The organism is Blastococcus sp. SYSU D00922, assembly GCF_054050495.1.
In genome coordinates this window covers 92462-113768 of the sequence record NZ_JBJGZL010000013.1, presented here as the reverse complement: position 1 = coordinate 113768, position 21307 = coordinate 92462, and the positions used below count along the sequence as shown (strand labels likewise).

At 70.5% G+C, this 21307-nt stretch carries 20 protein-coding genes; 10 read left to right on the top strand and 10 right to left on the bottom strand.

The features are described from left to right. Positions 1–126 precede the first annotated feature (126 nt). The gene (locus ACI78T_RS17345; RefSeq protein WP_456559366.1) at positions 127–795 is read right to left on the bottom strand and encodes a hemerythrin domain-containing protein; all 669 of its coding nucleotides are present in this window, start codon (positions 793–795) and stop codon (positions 127–129) included. 157 nt (positions 796–952) lie between these two features. Between ACI78T_RS17345 and ACI78T_RS17340 the strand changes: the two genes are divergently transcribed. After that, on the top strand, positions 953–1576 hold the full coding sequence (locus tag ACI78T_RS17340) for a hypothetical protein (protein WP_456559365.1): 624 nt from the start codon (positions 953–955) through the stop codon (positions 1574–1576). Between the two features lie 125 nt (positions 1577–1701). Then, entirely contained in the window at positions 1702–2826 is a 1125-nt protein-coding gene (locus ACI78T_RS17335; protein ID WP_456559364.1) for a hypothetical protein, read from the top strand. A 9-nt stretch (positions 2827–2835) separates the two neighbouring features. Here ACI78T_RS17335 and ACI78T_RS17330 read toward each other — a convergent pair whose 3' ends face one another. Together ACI78T_RS17330 and ACI78T_RS17325 are read right to left on the bottom strand one after the other, a co-directional pair. Then, on the bottom strand, positions 2836–3789 hold the full coding sequence (locus ACI78T_RS17330) for a D-2-hydroxyacid dehydrogenase family protein (RefSeq protein ID WP_456559363.1): 954 nt from the start codon (positions 3787–3789) through the stop codon (positions 2836–2838). An 86-nt stretch (positions 3790–3875) separates the two neighbouring features. Next, entirely contained in the window at positions 3876–4031 is a 156-nt protein-coding gene (locus ACI78T_RS17325) for a hypothetical protein (RefSeq protein WP_456559362.1), read from the bottom strand. A gap of 121 nt (positions 4032–4152) precedes the next feature. On the opposite strand from ACI78T_RS17325, the gene ACI78T_RS17320 reads away from it, so the two are divergent. After that, positions 4153–5052 (top strand): SMP-30/gluconolactonase/LRE family protein, encoded by a 900-nt coding sequence (locus tag ACI78T_RS17320; protein WP_456559361.1) that lies wholly within the window; start codon positions 4153–4155, stop codon positions 5050–5052. Between the two features lie 4 nt (positions 5053–5056). Here ACI78T_RS17320 and ACI78T_RS17315 read toward each other — a convergent pair whose 3' ends face one another. Both ACI78T_RS17315 and ACI78T_RS17310 read right to left on the bottom strand, forming a co-directional pair. Then, the gene (locus ACI78T_RS17315) at positions 5057–5284 is read right to left on the bottom strand and encodes a hypothetical protein (RefSeq protein WP_456559360.1); all 228 of its coding nucleotides are present in this window, start codon (positions 5282–5284) and stop codon (positions 5057–5059) included. Positions 5285–5372: 88 nt separating this feature from the next. Then, positions 5373–7028 carry an FAD-dependent oxidoreductase gene (locus ACI78T_RS17310; RefSeq protein ID WP_456559359.1) on the bottom strand — a complete coding sequence of 552 codons (1656 nt, stop codon included), beginning with the start codon at positions 7026–7028 and terminating at the stop codon, positions 5373–5375. Between the two features lie 127 nt (positions 7029–7155). Here ACI78T_RS17310 and ACI78T_RS17305 point away from each other — a divergent pair, with 127 nt between their 5' ends. The 3 genes from ACI78T_RS17305 (at position 7156) to ACI78T_RS17295 (ending at position 10255) form a co-directional block, all read left to right on the top strand. Further along, positions 7156–7680, top strand: a complete 525-nt coding sequence (locus ACI78T_RS17305; RefSeq protein WP_456559358.1) for an HAD domain-containing protein — start codon at positions 7156–7158, stop codon at positions 7678–7680. A 62-nt stretch (positions 7681–7742) separates the two neighbouring features. Next, complete coding sequence (locus tag ACI78T_RS17300; RefSeq protein WP_456559357.1) at positions 7743–8843, top strand: transglycosylase domain-containing protein; 1101 nt, start codon at positions 7743–7745, stop codon at positions 8841–8843. Positions 8844–8863: 20 nt separating this feature from the next. Beyond that, positions 8864–10255 carry an ADP-ribosylglycohydrolase family protein gene (locus ACI78T_RS17295; RefSeq protein WP_456559356.1) on the top strand — a complete coding sequence of 464 codons (1392 nt, stop codon included), beginning with the start codon at positions 8864–8866 and terminating at the stop codon, positions 10253–10255. 6 nt (positions 10256–10261) lie between these two features. On the opposite strand, the gene ACI78T_RS17290 is transcribed toward ACI78T_RS17295, so the two are convergent. Together ACI78T_RS17290 and ACI78T_RS17285 are read right to left on the bottom strand one after the other, a co-directional pair. Then, complete coding sequence (locus ACI78T_RS17290) at positions 10262–10435, bottom strand: hypothetical protein (RefSeq protein ID WP_456559355.1); 174 nt, start codon at positions 10433–10435, stop codon at positions 10262–10264. A gap of 253 nt (positions 10436–10688) precedes the next feature. Continuing rightward, on the bottom strand, positions 10689–11123 hold the full coding sequence (locus ACI78T_RS17285) for a PASTA domain-containing protein (protein ID WP_456559354.1): 435 nt from the start codon (positions 11121–11123) through the stop codon (positions 10689–10691). Positions 11124–11497: 374 nt separating this feature from the next. On the opposite strand from ACI78T_RS17285, the gene ACI78T_RS17280 reads away from it, so the two are divergent. Further along, complete coding sequence (locus ACI78T_RS17280) at positions 11498–12406, top strand: phosphorothioated DNA-binding restriction endonuclease (RefSeq protein WP_456559368.1); 909 nt, start codon at positions 11498–11500, stop codon at positions 12404–12406. A 104-nt stretch (positions 12407–12510) separates the two neighbouring features. On the opposite strand, the gene ACI78T_RS17275 is transcribed toward ACI78T_RS17280, so the two are convergent. Genes ACI78T_RS17275 through ACI78T_RS17265 form a run of 3 tightly spaced genes read right to left on the bottom strand, consistent with a single transcriptional unit; the run spans position 12511 to position 15610 of the window. Beyond that, positions 12511–13701, bottom strand: coding sequence for an OmpA family protein (locus tag ACI78T_RS17275; protein ID WP_456559353.1), 1191 nt, complete (start codon positions 13699–13701; stop codon positions 12511–12513). Beyond that, positions 13698–15044 carry a hypothetical protein gene (locus ACI78T_RS17270; RefSeq protein ID WP_456559352.1) on the bottom strand — a complete coding sequence of 449 codons (1347 nt, stop codon included), beginning with the start codon at positions 15042–15044 and terminating at the stop codon, positions 13698–13700. Before ACI78T_RS17270 ends, ACI78T_RS17275 begins: the two co-directional genes overlap by 4 nt. Next, entirely contained in the window at positions 15041–15610 is a 570-nt protein-coding gene (locus ACI78T_RS17265; RefSeq protein ID WP_456559351.1) for a hypothetical protein, read from the bottom strand. Before ACI78T_RS17265 ends, ACI78T_RS17270 begins: the two co-directional genes overlap by 4 nt. Positions 15611–16139: 529 nt before the next feature. On the opposite strand from ACI78T_RS17265, the gene ACI78T_RS17260 reads away from it, so the two are divergent. The 3 genes from ACI78T_RS17260 to ACI78T_RS17250 all read left to right on the top strand — a co-directional run bounded on the left by ACI78T_RS17260 (position 16140) and on the right by ACI78T_RS17250 (position 21246). Next, on the top strand, positions 16140–17462 hold the full coding sequence (locus ACI78T_RS17260) for a restriction endonuclease (protein WP_456559350.1): 1323 nt from the start codon (positions 16140–16142) through the stop codon (positions 17460–17462). 185 nt (positions 17463–17647) lie between these two features. Then, positions 17648–20257 carry a Z1 domain-containing protein gene (locus tag ACI78T_RS17255; RefSeq protein WP_456559349.1) on the top strand — a complete coding sequence of 870 codons (2610 nt, stop codon included), beginning with the start codon at positions 17648–17650 and terminating at the stop codon, positions 20255–20257. Next, positions 20254–21246 (top strand): PD-(D/E)XK motif protein, encoded by a 993-nt coding sequence (locus ACI78T_RS17250; RefSeq protein ID WP_456559348.1) that lies wholly within the window; start codon positions 20254–20256, stop codon positions 21244–21246. The genes ACI78T_RS17255 and ACI78T_RS17250 overlap by 4 nt, the downstream gene beginning before the upstream one ends. Positions 21247–21307 lie beyond the last annotated feature (61 nt).

Sequence of the window (21307 nt, the reverse complement as noted above, 5' to 3'; positions counted from 1 at the left end):
GCCGGGGGTGGCGGGCTGGCGGCGCGCCGTCGCCGCGCTCCGCCGCGCCGGCCCCCCCCCCCCCCCCCCCCCCCCCCCCCCCCCCCCCCCCCCCCCCCCCCCCCCCCCCCCCCCCCCCCCCCCCGCTCAGCTCCCGAAGACGCGGCGCTCCCGCCGCCGGAACGGCGGAACCAGGATGGCCAGCAGCAGGCGCAGCATGACGCCGCCCTCCCTCACCAGGGCGGCATGCTCGGCCGGGGTGACGACGGCGACGACGCGCGGCGCCTCGAACGAGAGCTTCGCGCGCTTGCGGATCTCGCCCTCGACGGCGTTCCAGTCCTTGACGCTCACGTACTCCTCGATGGCGGGGAGCACGGAGGCCTCCTCGTCGGCGATGTGCTCGTCGAGGGTGTCGCGGAGCTCGGCGAGGTCGACGGCCAGCGCGGTGGCGGTGTCCTCGTCGGCGGGGCGGGCGGCAAAGGCCCGGGCGCCGGTGCGGATGCGGTCGAGCAGCGGGTCGAGCGCGGCGTGGTCGTCGGAGAGCTCGGCCAGGTCGACGTGCGACCCGGCGGAGGCGGCGAGGACCGGCCACAGGACGTCGTCCTCGGCGGAGTGGTGGTGGTGGATCGAGTCGCAGAAGTCGCCGACGTACTCGGCGACGGCGGCCGCGCGAGGCTGCTTCACCGGGGTGGCGGCCAGCTGCTGGAGCAGGGTGGTCAGGCGGTGGCAGTCCTTGAGCATCGCGCGGTGGGCCAGGCGCATGCCGAGGGTGTCGGGCTTCGGGTCGCCGGTCTGTCGGGGCGTGACGGTGGTCATCGGGGGTTCCTCTCTGGTCGTTCGGGGTCGACGCCGACCCTGGCCCCGCGCTCTTGCCGGTCACTTGTCGTGCGGCGACAAGAGGCTCTTAAGAGCGGTTTGCGAACGTCCTCGCCGAACCGGTCGCCCGACCGGACCGACTCACCCAGAGGACGAGATGACCACCCTCAGCTCCCCCGCTCCCACCACCGCGCCGGCCACCCCGGTGCGCGACCTCCGCCCGTCCGCGAACGTCCGCGGCCTGACCCTCGTCGCCGGCGGCGCACTGTTCGCCGTCGGCAACCTGCTGCACCCGCTCACGCACGACGACCACGCTCACGAGGCGTCGACCTGGGTCGTGGCGCACGTCGTCTTCGCGATCGGCGCGCTGCTGATCGCGGCCGGCATGACCGTGCTGACCCGCCGCTTCGCCGCCTCCCGGACCGGCCTCGTCGGGCTCGGCATCACCTGGCTCGGCATGGTGCTGATCCCCGGCGGTGCGCTGATGGAGGCGTTCGTGCGGCCGTTGATGGACCACCACGGGTTCGCCGCGATCGAGGAGGCGACGATCGTCTTCACGATGGTCGCGGGGACGTCGAACCTGGTCGGCCCGGCGCTGATCACGATCGCCGCGATCCGGAACCGGCTGCTGCCGCTGTGGGCGGCGTTGTCGATCAGCGGCATCACGGTCGGGGCGCTGCTCTTCCCGGTGCTGCCGAAGGAGGGCTACGGCATCATCCCCGGCACCGTGCTCTTCGGTCTCGGCATCGCCGTCGCAGGCTGGCTGTCGCGCACGGAGTGAGCGTGGCGCGAGGGCCCGGCACCGTGGGCGCCGGGCCCTCGCTCGTGCCGCGCCCTCCGGCACCGAGGGGACGCGGAACCGTAGGGTCCCGGCGTGCCGTGCGCCCCTCTCGCTCCCGTCAATCCGTGACCGACACCGCCGAGCCGCGGCCGGCTCTGCGACACACGCTCGTCCTGCCCGCCGAGTCAGATCGCTCGGAGCCGGCGGGCAGGGTGACCGTCCCGGACGGCTGGGTTCTCCGCGCCGCTCCCCTCCTGGAGGTGGCCGATGTCGGCGAGCACCTGCTCGTAGCGGTGGGGCAGACCCAGGTGCGGGTGCACGGCAACGGCGACGCCGATCTGGTGGTCGTCGTCCGGGCGCTGTGGCAGGCGACGGCGCGGAGCATGCCGCGGCGCCAGGGCGAGATGGGCTTCCGCGCGGCAGTCGACTGGACGCCCGTCTCGGACCATTCCGGGATCGCCGGCGTCGTCGACGGCCTGGTCGCCCGTCTACCGGGGATCGCCGGCGAGGGCGCCGACGCGACGGCGACGCAGCTGGCCAAGGCACTGGCCGAGACCTCGCGCAACGCGGTCAGCGCGCTCCGCCGGCTGCGCTACTCGATGGAGCGCCGACTGGCCGCCGAGATCCGTGACGGTACGAAGTCCGTCGAATCGGCGCTCGCCGACATCCTGGAGCTGTCCACTGCGGCGGGACGGGCCCGCGACGAGGCGCGCGCAGCGAGGCGTGAAGGTCTGTGGTCGTGGCGCAGCGACGACGCGGCCTACCAGGCGCAGCGACGCTTGCTCGACCCCAGCTTGCCCGAGCGGACGACCGACGTGGAGGGCCGCTCGCGGCCGTGGTTCCTGACGCTGGATGCCGGCGTCCGCCAGTGCGTGCAGATGGACGACCAGCTCGCCGAGGAGACCGCGGTGCTTCACGGGCTCCTGACGGCGGCGTCCACGATCGCGGTCACCCGTGACGCCCGGGCGCAGGAGAACCTCACGCTCATCGCCGCGGTCGGCGGAATCCTGCTCGGCCTGCCCGGCCTGGTCCTCGCCCTCTACGGGGCGAGCACGGTGCTGCCGCTCAGCGGAAAGAACTCCAAGTTCGTCGTCCCGCTCATCGTCGCCGGCGGTCTGGCCATCGTCATCGCTGCGTTGCTGCCCGGGCACGGTCGCGTACGCGCGAAGCGGATCTTCGGAACGGTCCTCTCAGTGGTCGTGACGACGCTGCTGCTGATGTGGGCAGGCGGCCTCGTGCCGCCGTCCTGACCACGCGGGTCAGGGCGTGAGAACCCGGACGGGGTTGCCGGCTAGCCAGGCGGCGACGTCCTCGACCGCCTCGCGGTAGAAGACCTCGTAGGTGTCGCGGGTGACGTAGCCGAGGTGCGGGGTGAGCACGGTGCGCGGCGCCGTCCGGAGCGGGTGGTCCCTCGGCAACGGCTCCTGGTCGAAGACGTCGAGCCCGGCGCCGCCGATCTTCTTGCCGTGGAGCGCGTCGAGCAGGGCTTGCTGGTCGACGATCGGTCCGCGGCTGGTGTTGACCAGGATCGCGGTCGGCTTCATGCGGCCGAGGTCCTCGGCGCCGATGAGCCCGCGGGTGCGCTTGGACAGCAGCGTGTGGATCGTGACGACGTCCGAGGTGCTGAACAGCTCGTCCTTGTCGACGCGGCGGACGCCTGACTCGGCCGCGCGCTCGTCGGTGAGGTTCTGGCTCCAGGCGACGACGTCCATGCCGAACGCCTGGCCGATGCGGGAGATCTGGGTGCCCAGGCGACCGAGGCCGACGATGCCGAGCCGGGCGCCGTGCAGGTCCATGCCGATGGTCTGCTGCCAGCCGCCGGCGCGGACGGCGTCGTGCTCCTGCGGGATGTGCCGGGCGACGGCGAGGATGAGGCCCCAGGTGAGCTCGGCCGTGCCGGTGCCGAGGATCGCGGTACCGCAGACGGTGACGCCGCGCTCGGTGGCCGCCTCGACGTCGATCGACTTGTTGCGCATGCCGGTGGTCACCAGCAGGTTGAGGTTGGGCAGCCGCTCGAGCAGCGAGCGCCGGAAGTCGGTGCGCTCGCGCATGGCGATGACGACGTCGAAGGGTGCGAGGCGGGCGGCCGCGGCGTCCTCGTCGCCGACGTGGTCGTGGAACTCGACGACCTCGATGTCACCCGGCACTTGCGACCAGTCGCAGTAGCGGGCGGCGACGGACTGGTAGTCGTCGAGGACGGCGATCCGATGCATGCGTGTGGGTCTACCTGGGCGGACCTGCACATGACAACGGCCCCCACCCGCGAGTGCGGGCAGGGGCCGTGACGTCGTGCGAGGGATCAGTAGCCGCGGGAGCGGCCGCTGCCACCCTTCTGCTTCGCCTGGAAGTCGGAGATCATCTTCTTAATCTTCGCCTGGTTCTGCGGCTTGCGGGCCTCCTGGATGACCTTCGCCGCGACGCCGGACGCGATGAGCTTTCGGATCATGCCTGCCATGAGTGGCCTCCTTCGGGTTGCTTGCACTCTGCTTGCCCGAACGAACGGCACCCCAACCGCGCTCCCGCCCGATCAGGCGATCTGTCGTGAATGGGGCGCGCTACCCGTAACGTCCGGTCACATGGCCGATCGAGAGTTCCGGACGGTGCTGGAGGGCGGCTCCTTCTTCGAGGGCCCGCGGTGGCACGAGGGCACGTGGTGGGCGTCGGACTTCTACCGGCACACCGTCAGCCGGGTGAACCCGGAAGGCGGCGAGACCGTCGTCCTCGAGGTGGAGAACCAGCCGTCGGGACTCGGCTGGCTCCCGAACGGCGACCTGCTCGTCGTCTCGATGAAGGACCAGCGCCTGCTCCGCCTCAGCGACGGTGAGGTGACCACCCACGCCGACCTCTCGGGCGTCTGCGGCGGCCACGTCAACGACATGGTCGTGGACGGGCAGGGCCGGGCGTTCGTGGGCGACTTCGGCTTCGACCTGATGGGCGGCGGCGCGCCGACGTCGGCCTCGTTGAAGCGGGTCGACCCCGACGGCACCGTCACCGTCGTCGCCGACGGCCTGCGGTTCCCGAACGGCTCGGTCATCACCCCGGACGGCGGCACGCTGATCGTCGGCGAGACGTGGGGCAACCGCTTCTCCGCCTTCGACATCACCGCCGACGGCTCGCTGACCAACCGGCGGGTGTGGGCGGAGTTCGGGCCCGTGCCCGAGGGCGGCTCGGTCGAGGAGCTGATGGGGCAGGTCGTCATCGCACCGGACGGCTGCACGCTGGACGCCGAGGGGCACGTCTGGGTGGCCGACGGCTTCGGGTCGCGCGCGATCCGCGTCGCGCCCGGCGGCGCGATCGTCGACGAGGTCGCCGGTCCGGACGGCATGGGCGTCTACGCCTGCGCGCTCGGTGGGGACGACGGCCGCGAGCTGCTCCTGTGCTGCGCACCCGACTTCTACGAGCACACGCGGGCGCCGGCCCGCGAGGCCGTTCTCGTCAGCACGCGGGTCGACGTCCCGCACGCCGGCCTGCCCTGACGGGTCAGACCGCCACCTCGGAGCGGTCCAGCGCCCGGAACGCCCCGTAGACGAGGAACGCCGGCCAGACCATCGACTTCAGCACCGCCAGGGCCTTCTCCTGCGGGGTGTTGGCGTGCTGCCAGTGCCACACCACCGCGCCGACGAAGCCGAGCCCGTAGACCGGGCTGCCCCCGCCGCCCTGGCCGGGACCGCCCTTGCGCCCGCTCTTGTTCGCGCCCTTCTCGCCCATCGCGCCGCCTCCCTCGTTCTCGGGATCCCCCGCGCCGATGAGCCCCGAGGCTAGGGACGCCGGTGCCGGCCGACCAGGGGTCGCGCGCTCAGACCGCGAGCAGCCGGTGCACGTACTGGATGGCGATCGAGCCCTCCCCCACCGCTGACGCCACGCGCTTGACCGACCCGTGCCGGACGTCGCCGGCCGCGAGCACCCCCGGGACGCTCGTCTCCAGCGGCATCGGACGCCGGCCGAGCGCCTGCAGGGCGGCGTCGCTGAGTTCCGACCCGGTGACGACGAAGCCGGCCTCGTCCCGCTCGATCGACGGCGGCAGCCACGCGGTGTGCGGCTGCGCGCCGATCATCAGGAACAGCGCGTAGGCGCCGACCGTCTCCTGCTCGCCGGTCGCCCGATCGCGCAGCACCAGGTGGTCGAGCCAGCCGTCGCCGCCGCCGTCCACCACCTCGGTGCCGGTCCGGACGTCGATGTTCGAGGCCTCCTCCACCTGCCGGACCAGGTAGTGCGACATCCCCGCCTCGAGCGTCTCCGCGCGCACCACGAGGGTGACCCGCTTCGCGAAGTGGGCGAGGTGGATGGCGGCCTGCCCGGCGGAGTTGGCCCCGCCGACGATGACGACCTCCTCGTCGGCCACCAGCGGCGCCTCCGACGCGGCCGCGCCGTAGAAGACGCCGGCCCCGTTGAGCGCCTCGAGCGACTGGACGCCGAGCCGGCGGTAGCGGGCGCCGGTCGCGAGGACGACGGCGCGGGCCCGCACGAAGCCGCCGGTGTGCAGGCTGACCTCGATGCCGTCGTCGCCGGGGACGAGGTCGGTGACCGTCTGCATGAACGCGAAGCGGGCACCGAAGACCCACGCCTGCTGGTAGGCGCGGCGGGCCAGCTCGGCGCCGGTGACGCCGCGCGGGAAGCCGAGGTAGTTGCGGATCGAGGAGCTGGACGTCGCCTGCCCGCCGATGCTGCCCGAGTCGACGACCAGCGTCCGCAGCCCCTCGCTCGCGCCGTACACACCGGCGGAGAGCCCAGCCGGGCCGCAGCCGACGATCACCAGGTCGTAGCGCTCGCCCGACGAGTCGACGGGTGCTCCGGCGAAGCGGGCGATGTCGGCGTCGGTGGGGTCCTCCATGACGTGGCCGGTCGGCATCACCAGCATCGGGAACTTCCGCTCGCCGACGTCGGCGAGGATGGCCCGCCCCTCCTCCGACTGGGCCAGGCAGAAGCGGTGCGGCATGGCGCAGCGGCCGAGCACCTCGCGCAGCTCGTACGACCGGCCCGACCACGTCTCGCCGACGACGTCGATGGTGTGCGGGGCGCGGCGCCGGTTCTCGGCCCAGGCGAGCAGGAACGACGACATCGCCTGGTGGAACTGCTCGTCCGGTGGGGGCGCGGGCCGCACCACGTAGTGGTCGATGCGCCCGCGGGCGATCGCCTCGAAGAGGGCGTCGCCGGTGTCCGGGTCGCCGAGGTGGCCCCAGTCGATGAGCAGGGCGCGCTCGGCGTGCGGGAAGAGGCGGCCGACCTCGCCGAGGAAGTCGCTCCCCGGGCCGCCGTCGAGCTCCTCGCCGGCGAGGACCAGGGCGACCTCCTCGCCGGCGGCGGTCAGGTCGTCGAAGGTGCTGCGGGCCTCGGCCGTGCTCGGCAGGATGCAGACCCGGTAGTCGGGGGTGTAGCGGGTGCGCAGCTCACGTTCGACGGCGGCGAGCAGGTCGGGGTGGTCGTCGACGGCGACGATCAGCGGGGCGTTCATGGCAGCTCCGGGCATCGGTCGGCCCCGTTGGCCGGCGATCCTAGGAACCGGGTCACGGCCGTCGCCAGGGTTCCGTGCGCGACCGCCGGTGCGGTGCCGGAGCGGCGCGTCGGGTAGGCCTGTACCTGTGACCGCCGCTCCGCCCGTCCTGCTGCTCGACGTCGACGGCGTCCTGAACGCCGTCCGGCGCGACCTGCCCGAGGGATGGCGGCGCGGGACCTTCAACGGCTACGTGCTGTCGTGGGACCCGACCGTCGTCGCCCGGCTGCGCGCGTGGCACGAAGCGGGCCGGGTGGAGCTGCAGTGGCTGACGACGTGGACGCGGCTGGCCGACGAGCTGCTGGCCGAATCGATGGGTCTCCCCCGCGGCCTGCGCACCCACGACCGGGACGACGTCCTGCCCACCGGCTTCGGCGGGGAGCGGCGCGGCATCTCCGGCTGGTGGAAGCTGGCCGCCGCGCGGGCGGTCGCCGAGGCAGAGCCGCGACGGCGGATCGTGTGGATCGACGACGACCTCGCCGACCAGGCCGAGGACACCACCGAGTGGCTGGCTGCCCACGGCCACGTGCTCGTGGTGGCGCCGGACTTCGGCACCGGCCTGACCCACGCCGAGCTGGACCGGGTGGAGGCCTGGCTGGCCGCTGATTCCTGAGGGCTCACAGGTACCGGCTCTAGCCTGGGCTGTCCGACACCGACCACGGGAGCACGCGCCGCATGGCCTCCTTCGAGCCGGACGACCGGACGACCCGCCGGTTCCGCCGCCGGCCCACCGAGCCGCAGCCGCGGTACGACGCCGAGCCGCCCCGCCGTCCCCGGTTCGACCGGCCGCCGCCCGCGGCGAACGACTGGTACGGCGCCCCGCCCGAAGCTGTTGGCCCGCCGCCGCAGTACCAGCCCTGGGCGCCGGCGCCGCCCCGCGGCCCGTTCCCGCCGCCTCCGCCGGAGTACCCCGACCCGCGCGGCCGGCGCGGCCTTCGGCGTCGCCGCGACCGGGCCGGCCGTCGTCCTCGCCGCCGGCTGCTCGGCCGGATCGTGCGCGTGTTGGCCGCGCTGTTCATCGTCCAGGCGCTGCTGGTGCTGTCGCTGCGCTGGATCGATCCGCCCACGACGGCGTTCATGGCGGCCAACCCGGAGGGCTCGATCCAGCAGTCGGTGCCGGTCGAGCACGTGTCGCGGAACTTCCTGGCCGCGGTGATCGCGCACGAGGACGCGCAGCTGCCCTACCGCGCCGGCGCCTTCGACTGGCACGTCATGTGGGCGCGGGCGATCGCGCACGTCTCCGGCGAGGAGGACGCGTCGGGCTCGACGATCCCGCAGCAGGTGGCGAAGAACCTGTTCCTCAACCAGGAGCTCAGCGCCTGGCGCAAGGCGGTCGAGGCGGGGATCTCGATGGAGATGGCGCTGCTGATCGACGACCGCCGGATGCTCGAGCTCTACGTCAACTACGCGCAGTTCGGTCCGACGATCTACGGCGTCTGCGCGGCCGGCTGGTACTACTTCGACTCCCCGCCGGGCGAGCTGTCGGCCGCGGAGGCGGTGCAGCTGGTCGGGCTGCTCCCCTCCCCCGGGCACGTCCAGCGGGCGCCCGGCGGCGGCATGGACTTCGAGGTGGACGACGGCATGGGCTGGCTGTCGCGCTCGCACGTGATCAACGCGCAGAACCGCGTCCCCGCGCACCTCGAGCGGCTCGGCTTCCAGCCGGTCGAGGACGTCGGCATCGAAGGGCTCGCCTCCGACCAGCCGCCTTCGGACGACGACTGCACGACGCGTCCGGACGAGGTCGCCCAGCTGATCTCCGCGGAGGGCACGGGCTGACGCCTGGCAGTGTGGCGCGCATGCATCGCTCGCACCGGGTGGCCGGCGCTCTGGTTGGCTCGGCCGTCGGCGACGCGCTCGGTGCGCCGTTCGAGTTCGGTCCCGCTGGTGCCTTCTCCGCCCGCTTCCCGGTGCCGGCGCGCGGTGCGCGGACCGAGATGTGCGGCGGCAGGTCGCTCGGTTGGGCGCCGGGCGAGTTCACCGACGACACCCAGATGGCGCTGCTCGCGGCGGAGTCGCTGCTGGAGAACGACGGCCTGGACGAGGCGGACCTCTTCGGCCGGTTCCTGCGGTGGGCCGAGGCGGAGCCGCCGGACATCGGCGACCAGACCCGGGCGGTGCTGCGGTCCGGCCGGCCGTGGGACGTCGCCGCGGCCGAGCACTTCGCGGCGACCGGGCGGGCGGCGGGTAACGGCTCGCTGATGCGCGCGACGCCGGCCGCGATCTGGTTCTCCCGGTTCGGGACGTCGGCGACGGTGGACGCCGCCCGGCGCATCTCGGCGCTGACCCACGGCGACCCGGCGACCGGCGAGGGTTGCGCGATCTTCGCCGAGCTGATGCGGGTGGCGCTGGAGGGCGGCGACCCGCTGGAGGCTGTTCCCTCGGCCCTGGCGCTGGTGGCTCACGAGCACCGGGAGCGGTGGGCGGCGGTGCTGGCGCCGTCGTGGACGCCGGCGGACGCGACGGAGTCGAACGGCGCGGTGTGGCCGACGCTCGGCTCGGCGGTGTGGGCACTGAGGAACGGGCGCGACTTCACCGAGGTGCTGCGACTGGTCGTCGACCTGGGCGGGGACACGGACACGGTGGCGTGCGTGGCCGGCGGGCTGGCGGGTGCGGTGTTCGGGATGGGCGGCATCCCGATGCGCTGGTCGTCAGCGGTGCACGGGCGGGTGCCGGGGTTCGGCGACCGGCGGTGGGGTCTGGCGGACTTGCAGGAGCTGGCGGCCGCGCTCGACGGCAAGCCGCTGGTGCACTACTCCCCCGGCGTGATCCCGCGGATCGGCCCGACCGAGGTGCTGCCGGGGATTTGGGCCGGCAACCTCGACGGGGCGCGGTTCAGCGACGAGGACTTCGCGGTCATCTCGCTGTGCCGGCTGGGAGATCCGTTCCCGCACGAGGTGCACCGGATGGCTTACGTGGCGGACAACGAGTGGAACCACGACCTGGACGCCGTGCTGGCCGACGTCCTTGACGACCTGACCGCGCTACGGGCAGAGGGGCACCAGGTGCTGGTGCACTGCCACGGCGGTGCGTCGCGCACGGGGCTCGTGCTGCGCGGCTGGCTGGTGCGCGAGAAGAGGATGTCGGTCAAGGAGGCGACCGCGCACGTCGCCGAGCGCTGGCCGCACCTCGGGCTGTGGAACGCTAGCTTCACCGCCGCCCTCGAGCGGCTGCGTCCCGCTGGGAGCTGACGCGCGTCAGCGCGCGTCGTCGTCCCAGCGCTGCGCGGCCGCCGACGGCTTAGGCCGCTGCTGACGGAAGCCGGCGTCGAAGCGCTGGGTGACCTCCAGCTCGCCGGTGTCGGGAGCGGCGTGCCGGCCGATCCGGGGCATCGCGAACTCGGCGGTCTCATCGGTGAAGTGCTTGGCCACGGACCGACAGTACGAAGCGGAACGGCTTCGGTGCGGCACCTGCGCGAGGCGTCCCGGACGGCTGGGACCGGAGGGACTCCTGTGGTCGATTTGTCGACTTCTCGTCTTACCTTCGAGGCCATCAGCCGAACCGCAGGAGGACGGACCTCAAGTCGGAGGCGAGAGACGACTGCGGGATCCGGAAAGCAGAATGGGCGGCCGGCGCGCGCTCGTGGCACACACCGACCGCCCATCCCCATCGCTTGGAATGGGGCTAGGGGCAGCCCTCGCCGCGCTTCACGGCGCCGAAGTCGATCTGACCTTCGACATCCCCGGTGACGCGCTGGCCCGCGGGAACGTTCTGGTCGCAGACGATCCAATTGGAGTCGAGCATCTGGTTCCGGCTCCCCACCAGGTCGTGCGAGATGCTGACCCACACGCCGTTTGCCTGCAGCAGATCCTGCGCGGACTGCAGGTCCATGCCGACGAAGTCCGGCATGGCGAAGTCGACGATCGGCGTCGCGGGCGTAGTGGCTGCCGGGGGTGCGACCGCCTCCGGCGTGGGGGCTACGGCAGCCGGTGTCTCGGGCGCCGCGGGAACCGTCTCGGTGACGGTCGCCGTTGCCGGGGCGGAGGTCGACGTCTCCTCCGAGCCTCCGCCGACTGCCGAGCCGATCGCCCCGACGACGAACAGCCCAGCGACGACCATGAACCGCGGCCGCTTGTAGAGCGGCTGGGTCGCCTGAGGAGCAGCCGGCGTGACCCCGTACTGGGGCTGTGCATAGCCAGGGGCGGTCGGAGGCGGACCATACGGCGGCTGGCCGGGAACGGAAGGACCCTGTGGCGGGGGGCCGTAGGGCGGTTGGGTCATGTGCATCCCCGTCTTCTGACTGCTCCGGACATTCGTCGGAGGGACTTCTGGCATGACGGTCGTCATGGCAACCGCGGGACTGTGACACGGCGGACGCACCTGTTCCGGTTTTCGAGGAGCATCGAGAAACGGCGTCGTCCCACCCGCCGCACTCGTACTCCGGGGCACCACACCGGAGCCGCTCCCATGGGGCATGGTGGGCGACCGTGTCACTGAACGAGGTTGCCGCGCGCCAAGCTCTGGAGAGGTTGTCGTCACTCCGGCAGCACCAGCGGGACGGTCGGCGATCACCGCACAATCCACTACTCGTCCTCCTCGCACTGGGGCGCTTGGCGGCGAACGGAACGAGCGCCCTCACGTGGGCAGAGGCGGAAGAGCAGCTCGCCGACCTCCTGCAGGAGTTCGGCCCGCCCTCCACGGCTGGCCGCGCGCAGAGCGCCGCCTACCCCTTCACGCGGCTCCGCTCCGACGAGGTCTGGACCTTGGACCACGACGTCCCGATGGACAACGTGGGACCGCTCCGGCGCGGGGTGACCGGACGGCTCGAGGCATCGCCGGAGGCGGCTCTCAAGGACCGACCAGAACTGCTCGACGAGACGGCGCGCAACCTCGTCGATGCCCACTTCCCCATCACGGTGGCTTCCGACGTGCTCGTCGCTGTCGGCCTGGATCCGGAACTGCTGGACCGCCGCTCAGGCACTGGCGACGTCGGCACGCAGGAGCAGCGGCAACGCAGCCGCGCCTGGCCGGCGGCGGTCATCGAAGCGTGGGACCGGCAGTGCGCCTTCTGCGGCTTCGATGGCGCCGCCGGTGGAGCGGTCGTCGGGATCGAGGCAGCGCACGTCCGCTGGTTCAAGTTGGGTGGTCCGGACGACCTGGACAACGGACTGGCCCTCTGCTCGCTGCATCACAAGTTGTTCGATCGCGGCATCCTCGGGCTCGACGAGAGCCACGCCGTAGTGGTGTCTCAGCGCTTCTCGGCGCGGACGCAGAGCGGCCGCGCGACCGACGAGCTCCACGGCCGGCCGCTGCAACCGCGTCGCGGCACTCCGCTACCTGCAGTGCGGCACGTGGCCTGGCACTGCGAGCAGGTCTTTCAGGGCGTGGCACTAGCCACCTGATGCGATCTACGACAGCAACATGTAGAGGCTGACCTTCGCAGCGCCGGCGTCCTGGATCGGGGTAGGGACGCCGTGGTCCCCTACCCCGAGCCGCATGACCTCCCCTACTCGCAGGTAAAGGCCCCCTGGAGCAGTTGGATGATCACCTTGCGGTTCTGCGCAGCGGCTGCCGGGTCGAGCGGGCCGTTCGGGCCCCCGTCGGCCACGTACTCAGGGAAGCTGCTGCCGACACCTGCGGCCGTCAGTGATTCCCGAGTCACTCCGAGCACGACGAGTTCGTCGACCACGGCCTGGGCACGCTGCAGACTCAGCGTCACCTGACCGTCGGTCGGGCCCCAGTTGGCCGTGGTTCCCGTGACCGTGGCCGTGAGGCTGTCTCGAACCAGCTGCGCAGCGATCGGCGCGAGGACGGCGCGGGCAGCTGCGGGGTCGCTGAACTCCGCGGCGTCCGGCCGGAAGCCGACCTCTCCCCCGTTCAGCACGACTGTGCCCGCAGCGCAACGAACGGGTTCGGGCAGCGGCACCGAAGTCACCCCGGGCACGTCGTCGTACGCCGGGCCGCCGAGGGCCTGCTCCACGATCGAGACCTCTTCCGCGCAGGAGGCCAGGAGCACTGCCTCCCAGATGCGGATCAGGTGCTTGCGCTGGGCAGTATTCAGCGGATCCTGCGGCGAGGCGGTGTCGCCAAGTCCCTGGACCGCGACACGGATGCCGCAGAGGTCGGGCAGCATGTCCGAGGCCTGCAGGTCTGCCACCACGTCCGCAGGCTCGGCGTCCAGCAACCCAGGCTGCGTGAAATCCATCGCGCCGGTCGTCGACAGGCCGGAGTCGACCACGACGATCTCGCGGGGCCCGTCGATCGACGAGACCTCGCGAGCGGCCAGATCGAGCGCGGCCAGCAGATCCGACTCCTCGTCGTCCGCGCGCGCGGACCTGATGGCCGTCTCGACCATCTCCCGGTTCTCGCGCCTACTGGCTTCCCGGGCGGGCCCGTTCGCCCCGGTGATGCGCAGCCATCGGGAGTCGAGAACGCTCGGCTGCCCGTCCGCCACGACGATGGAGACCATCGCCTCCTCGTCCACCGCTCGTGTCACGGACTCGCGCGCGTCGCCATCCAGGCGAGGCTGCGGCATGTTGCTCCGTCCGCCGACGACGAAGGCGGTCGCCGCCGCTGGCATTGATGGCTCGGCTGCCTGATCGGCCTCTCCGCAGGCGGCGAGCGTCGGAACCATGCCGAGGGCGACCAGACCGACGACGAGCCCGCGCTTCATCGAATGTGAAGTGACCGTCCTCATGGCCGCCACTCCGTGGCGTCGGACGACGGGGCGTGACCGTTGAGGGCAGCGTGCTCCTTGACCGGGAGATCTGCTGCGCCGGCCAGCGAGACGGGCTTCGGCTTAGGCACGGTGTCGTGCACCGCTCCCTCGTCACCCGATCGCGGACTGGGCAGATCGCCGACAGCTGGCGGAACCGCAGGGTGGTCCTTGGCGAGCCGACCGGTCGTGAGCCCGTTCGTGGCCTCGGGCACGCCCATGTGCTCGGCCACGAGAACCCGGACGAGTTCCTTCAGCTCGTCGACCGTGGCGTCGACTTGTTCCATCCCGTCGGTACGTCGCTGATCGGCCCGCGCCTCGACGTCCCTGGCGAAGTCGAGCTCATGCCGCGCACGGGTGGCCGCTGTTGCCGCGGCAACCTGGAGCTCCTGCTGCGCGACCAGCCGCTTCCGCAGCAGCCTGTACGACGTGGCCTTCGGGTGGTACTCCGAGTACCCGACGTAGAAGGCGAGCAGCCCCGAGGCGAGGAAGAGCCCCCCAAGGAGAACGGCCGACAGGAGCTGCTCTTGAGCGGCGGCCGCCGCGCCGCTGGCGTCGTCGAAGATGGACTCCGATGCGGTAGTCGGCGTGCTTACGCGCAGTCGGAAGAAGACGGCGACCGCGCCGAGCGTGAGCCAGCCCAGGACCAGCATGACGATGGTCGGCCGGCCCAGACCGCCCTGAGCCTCGCGGAGGTTCTTGAGCGCTCGACCAACGGAGTGCATCAGGCCGACGGAGGCGGCCGCGAAGGCCGCGGTGAGCCCGATGACTACGATCTCGCCGGACTCCCGGAAGGTCGTGGCGAGCACGGCGTAGAAGGTGACCACGTCGCCGACGGCCGCGAGCCCCAGCAGGACGTACGAGACGATCCGGCTCCAGGGCGAGATGGCCAGGCCTTCGAGAGGGTCGCTCGTCGGACGTGGCCGGCGGCGACGCTCTCGTTGGCCCGAGGTGGCGCCCCGGTCGTCGAATAACCCATCGGTGACCCGCCCGACCGCCCGCTCGGTCTCCTGGACCTCGGCGTCGGCTGCCTTCGCGGCGAGGTCGGCCTCCAACGCCCGGGACTCGAGGTCGCTCATGGACCCCCGGACGGCGGCGACCGTCGTCGTCCGTTCGGCGCTGAGGCGCGCATGCCACGCGGTTCGTTGCCGCTCCAGCCAGGCATCGAGCACGTCGCCGTTGCCTGCGTCCAGCGCACCGCGCTGCGCGAGTGCCGAAACCCTGCTTGAAACTTCGTCGCGCAATGCCTGGAGCTCGGACGCTACGTCCGCTGACCGGTAGGGCGCGGCCCCGTCGGGGGTGCGCGTGGCGAATCGATCGATCATGCGGGCATCTCCGTCGAAGCCTCGGAGGGAAGCAGGGCCATGTCGGCGGCCTCGTCAGGGACGACGCAGATGTCGGTCTGCCATCGGGTGATCAGCTCTTCGCGCTCGGGGTGCCGCTTCACGATCGTGCGCCGGTAGATGGCTGCCATGCGCTCGGTGCGCTCGCGGTGCCGCTGCACGCGGGATCGGGCGATCTCCGCGCGCCGCTGCAGCTCCGCTTGGAGTTCGGAGCGATCGGCGTGAGCCTCGTGCACGAGCTGTTGAGCAGCGTCTTTCGCCGCCTTCGCCTCATTCAGTTGTCGACGATGCGCAATCTGCCGCCGGGTGCGCGTCGCAACCGGCGAAAGGAACTCCTCGCCGGGGAAGCGGACTGCAAGCCATTCCTCGGGCGTCGGCTGCGCGAGTCGTTCCGCCTCGGCGTCACGTCGCACGAGTTCGGCCTCGTGGGACTCGATCACCGCATCGAGCCGACGCAGTTGGACGTGCAAGCGGCTCTCAGCAATCAGGTATTCGGTGCGCTCGAGCTCACACGCGTGACCGTAGAGCGCCACGAGTTCCCGCAGCATCGGAGTCGTCTGTGGTGAGAGGCCGACAGGCACGCCGGCCCGGCGATCCGCTCGACCCGCGCGCGTAAGGCGCCAGCGAGTGAGCAGGGAAACGCGCACCGAAGGCGCCCGACCGGACTCGGGCGCGACCTGCGACAAGGACATGACCACCGTTCCCCCGTGACGGCCACACGGCCGCCGAGCTTTTCTGCTCCGGCGGTGCCGGCTCAGCTGGTCGCTCCATCGCCATCCGACTGCCGGCAGGTCAGGACTGCGACACGCTCAGAGCGATAAGCGGGGTCACGTTATGGCGCAGGGGCGGCGAATGGCGCGGACAGAGACGAATGGGTGCGGGAGGTGCTACCAGAGAGTGAGAAATGACCACACCTAGCACCCGAACGGTGGAACGGCAGACATCTGCACGTTGCACCGTGGCCACGGACCGCAGCCGACGCTTGCTGCTTCGGCGAGGCGCACGTCGGTGGCAGCGCTCATGAGGCCATCGGCAGGGTGAGGGGGACGACAGGGCGGCGCCCGGCAGAATGGCCACGTGCCGCATCGCCGAATCGCCATCCATGACGTCCTCCGCTACAGCAGCGATGGTGATGCGACTTCGCCAATGCTCGATGGCTACTCGAACTACCACTTCATCACTGCTGCGCCAGGGACTACTCAGCCCCGGCTCCTACTGGACGCGGGGATAAACGCTCCTGCGCTGACGATGGCGCCGGACGGCCAACGTCGCGCGCTCATCGGAATTCGGTCCAGCCCGTGGAAGGCTGGGCACGCCACCAACCCATGGCACGACGAGTTCGATCTGGACCACGGGTATGTCCGCTACTTCGGCGATCACAAGCCGAGCTCACGAGGGCTACCGGGGTCGACGTCAGGCAATAGGACTCTGTTCGAAGCGCTCGGGTCTCACGCCTCGCCAGATCGGGCGGTTCGCCGACTGGCTCCTCCGCTACTCCTCTTCCGCTCGGTGACCGTTCGACGCGAAGGGCGGGCCGTCGTCAAGGGCCACATCGAGTTCTGCGGCGTAGCGGTCATCGACCGCTTGGAGAACATCATCCAGCGGGACCCAGAGACTCAACGCGGATTCCCGAACGTGGCGCTCGATCTGGCCGTGATCAGCCTCGCCGATTCCGGCGACACCCTGGATCTCCGTTGGATCGATGATCGGCGAGATCCTTCTCTGACCGCAGAAGAAGCACTGCGACATGCGCCAGCTAGCTGGCGACAGTGGGTCGCCGACGGACCTCCCGCGTTGCCTCGGGTCCGTCGACGCGTGCAGGCGCCCCGACTGCGGGCCCGGGAACAGCAGCTGCCACCGCCGGCCAGCACGGACGCCGAGCTGCTCCAGAAGATCCATCGGTTCTTCGATTCCCGGAAGCACGCCTTCGAGATGCTCGCCTCTCAGATCGCAGCAGACGCCCTCGGCGGCCACGGAGGGACATATCAGGAGGGATGGCTCACACGAGCCGGAGGCGACGGCGGCCTCGACTTCGTCGGACGCCTCGACATCGGAGCGCCCGGGACGAGCACGCCGCTGGTCGTACTCGGCCAGGCGAAGTGTGTCTCTCCCGACTCGTCGGTCAACGCCGACCAGGTCGCCCGCGTCGTCGCCCGACTACGCCGCGGGTGGGTCGGCGTGTACGTGACGACCGGCTGGTTCACGAGGCAGGCCCAGGTGGAGATCATCGACGACGAGTACCCGATCGTCCTTATCCCGGGCTTGGACGTGGTCAAGCACGTTCGGGCTCTCGCCGAACGTACGAGCAACGGCGATGTGGACGCGGTCCTGTCCCGAGCCGTGGAGAGCTACGCCGAGTCGGTGACACACCGCCGCCCGGAGGAGATCCTGATCCGCTGACGAACTCGCGTACCGCGTCACTGAGTGGTGCTGGCTCGCACGTGACCGCTGCCCTCAAGACCTAGCGACTCGGCGTCGCCGAGGAGACGGAGTGGGAACCAACGACGGCAACACCTACTCGGGTGTAGCCGCAGTACCGATACCGACAGTTACCCTCCTGACCGCACACCTACGGAGGGGTCTCAGTGTCCGGTCACGGGGTCACAGACGAAGAGGTCGACCAGCTCTATCCGGTCTTCCTCCAGTTCACGCAGTCCATGACACCCCACGACGCCGTGAAGAACCTGCAGTTGTTCGGCGCCTCCGAGGCCCTCATCCGAGCGGTGCGCGAGCGACACGAGGCGGAGAGCCTCAAGATTCGCAACCTCGACGAACCTGCCTCCGTGTACCTCGACGGCAGACAGACCTGGTACACGGGCCCTGACATGGAGAACGACCGCAACTGGCCGGCTCTCGTGGCCTCGATGCGACGGAAGGACTTCGGCAAGGACAACATCGCCTCGATCGACAAGTCCTCCACGAAGATCGTGTCGCTCCTCGATCACCCGAGGCAGGACGGATTCCGCACCCGGGGGCTCGTGGTCGGGTACGTCCAGTCGGGCAAGACGACGAACTTCACCGCTGTGATGGCCAAGGCAGCCGACAAGGGCTACAAGCTCTTCATCGTCCTGTCCGGGATCCACAACACCCTGCGTCGACAGACTCAGATCCGTTTGGTGAAGGACCTCGTCGAGTCGAACCCGGAACGGTGGCACCAGGTCACGAACGAGATCCATGACTTCACCCCGCCGCCTAACCCCAAAGCCTTCTTCGCCGCCAAGGACCAGCACCTCCTCCTGGTGGTGAAGAAGAACGCCGCCGTCCTGCGAAAGCTCCGCAACTGGCTCGCTTCTGCCGGCGAGTACCTCGACCAGTGTCCGACGCTGATCATCGACGACGAGGCCGACCAGTCCACGGTTGCGACCGCGAAGATCAACCCGCTCCTTTTCGACGTGCTGAACAAGTTCCCGAAGGTCGGCTACGTGGGCTACACCGCCACGCCCTTCGCCAATCTCTTGATCGATCCGTCCGTCGACGAGGACTTCTATCCCCGGGACTTCATCGTCAACCTGCCGCAGCCAGAGGGCTACCACGGCACCGAGGTGCTCTTCGGTCGGGACCTGCTCGACGGGGAGGACGCTGCCGACCTCCCGGGTGGCTACGACATGGTCCGCCTGGTCCCGGATGACGAGGTTGGCGATCTCAAGCCCCGGAACAAGAGGGAGGCCGCGACCTTCCAGCCGGCGATGACTCGATCGCTGCAGGCAGCGGTCGAGTGGTTCTGGCTGGCGACTGCGGCCCGACGAGCTCGAGGTGGCGGCAACCCGCACTCGACGATGTTGGTCCACACCACGACCGAGACGGCCGTGCACGAGGCGTTCAAGGAGCCGCTGCTCCACCTTCGCGCGACCCTGCTGACCCGGCTGGGAAGCGCGGACGACAAGACGCTCGACCGATTGCGCGAGGCGTGGGAACGCGAGACCGGACTGGTACGAGCCTCGGACTTCGGCGAGGAGACGGTCCCGTTCGAGGTTCTGGTGGAGCACCTCCCTGCCGTCGTTCGCGAGACCAAGGTCGTGATCGACAACTACCGCAGCACCGATCGCCTCAACTACGAGTCGGGACCGGTGACCGCGATCGCGGTGGGAGGGAACACGCTCTCGCGCGGACTGACCCTCGAGGGTCTCGTCTCCAGTCTGTTCGTTCGAGCGGTCTCGGCCTACGACACCCTTCTGCAGATGGGACGGTGGTTCGGCTACCGGAGCCGGTACGCCGACCTGCCCCGAATCTGGATGACCGAGGAGTTGGCGGAGTGGTTCAGCCACCTCGCGACCGTTGAGGCCGACATGCGCCGCGACATCGACCGCTACATGCACAACCCGGCTGAGACCCCGCTGACGTTCGCCGTCCGGCTGCGTTCGCACCCGAAGATGAGCATCACGTCCAAGGCGAAGATGAAGTCCGCGGTCCTTGCCCACGCCGCCTACGGGGGGACCCTGGTGGAAAGTCGCTTCTTCGACGTGACGCCCGGGGGAAAGGCGATCCTGGACGCCAACGTGGCCGCCGCGCGGGAGCTGGTCAGTAATGCGGATCGCAATGGCCTGCGAGAGACGGGGCCGCGCGATGAGACAGCAGTCTTCACGCAGGTGCCCCACGAGGACATCACGACGTTCTTGAGTTCGTACTCCTTTCATGAGCGCTCCGAGGACGGGGAACGCGGACGACTCCTCGGCTACATCGACAAGCGCGTTCGCAAGGGCGCTCTCACGCAGTGGAGCGTCGCCGTCGTCGGCAACTCGTCACCGGGCGCCAAGACGGACCGCTGCGACCTCGGGGCGGAAGTCCGCGTCCGCATGGTCAAGCGTGCTCGCCTCGGCCAGGAGTCCGAGACCGTGCTCGACGGTGTGGCGGACATCAAGACGCTGAGCAGCCGGCGCGACGAGACGATCGACCTGAATGTCTCCGGCAGGAGTCTCAGCAATCGGGACGAGATCCTCGCCCTGCGGGACGCTCAGCGACCCGGCCAGGGCTTGTTGCTGATCTACCCGATCGACCCCGAGTCCCGTACCGAGACACAGGGGCGCCGTCCGCTGAATGCTCCAAGCGACGTCGTCATTGGTGTAGCACTGGTCTTCCCGCGTCCGCTGCCCGGGACCACGGACTCGGACGTCGAGTACTGGAGTGCGGACCTCTCCGGCGTATCGGTCGAGCAAGAAGACACGTCGGTACTCGAATATGACGACGAGGCCGCGTGACGCTTCACGGGGAGGACCTCGAACAGCTCTGGACGACGGCCTCTGCGAGCCCGGTCGTGTCCGCCTTCCGGACGGCCGACATCGGGATCGGGACGGCTCAAGGCCCCCTGCTCGCCGGCGTCGACGCGCAAGGGCATCGCCATCTTCTCGTGCCGATACGCAGCAGGCACACGCTGCGCGAGGAGATCGATGGCAAGACCGTCGTTCTTCGACGACGTGCCCTGGAAGATGAGCGCCACTACCAGGAGTACGCCTCACTCGAATTGCTCGACCCGCGCCTGGACGTCATGTTCACGGCTCTCTGCGTCGAGGTGTCGGGCCGGATTGCCGGAGAGCCGGACAGGGCCGTCGCTGCCATGAGGGAAGTCCTCAGGGACTGGAAGGAGTTGCTCGCGGGGAACCGCGAACTGCTGAGCTCCTCCGCTCTGGCCGGTCTCTTCGGCGAGCTGCACGTCCTGAGATCGATGGTCCTCCAGGATCCGGGCGCAGTCGCGTTCTGGACAGGACCGACCGGATCGGCGCAGGACTTCCACCGCGGCGTGGATGCCGTCGAAGTGAAGACGACGACGTCACCTGAGGGCCGAACCGTGAACATCCACGGTTCCGATCAGCTCGATGTGACTGCGCCGGGTCGCTTGCTCCTCCACTGGCTCCGCCTGCAGACCGGCCGAGGCATTTCGGTGAGGGACCTCGTTCGAGACGTGCTTGATCACGCGGACGATCCGAGCCGGTTCCAGGCCTTGCTGCACAAGGTCGGCTATCACGAGCTGGACGCCCCCGCGTACGCGATGCAACTGTTCGAGGTCGTCGAGCACCGCACATACGTCATCCGTCCCGGGTTTCCCCGCGTCGTTCCGGGCGGACTCTCCGGGGACGCCGTGCTGGCGGGGGTCGGGCCGATCGAGTACTCGATCGATCTGGACGCCGCTGCGGCAGATGCCTGCCGGACGGACCTCGATCCTGCACTGTTCCTGCTGGAGCAGCGGTGACGACGCCACGGTGGTGGTCACAGCCGTTCCCACCCACCGGAGCGATCGCGTCCGAAGGCAT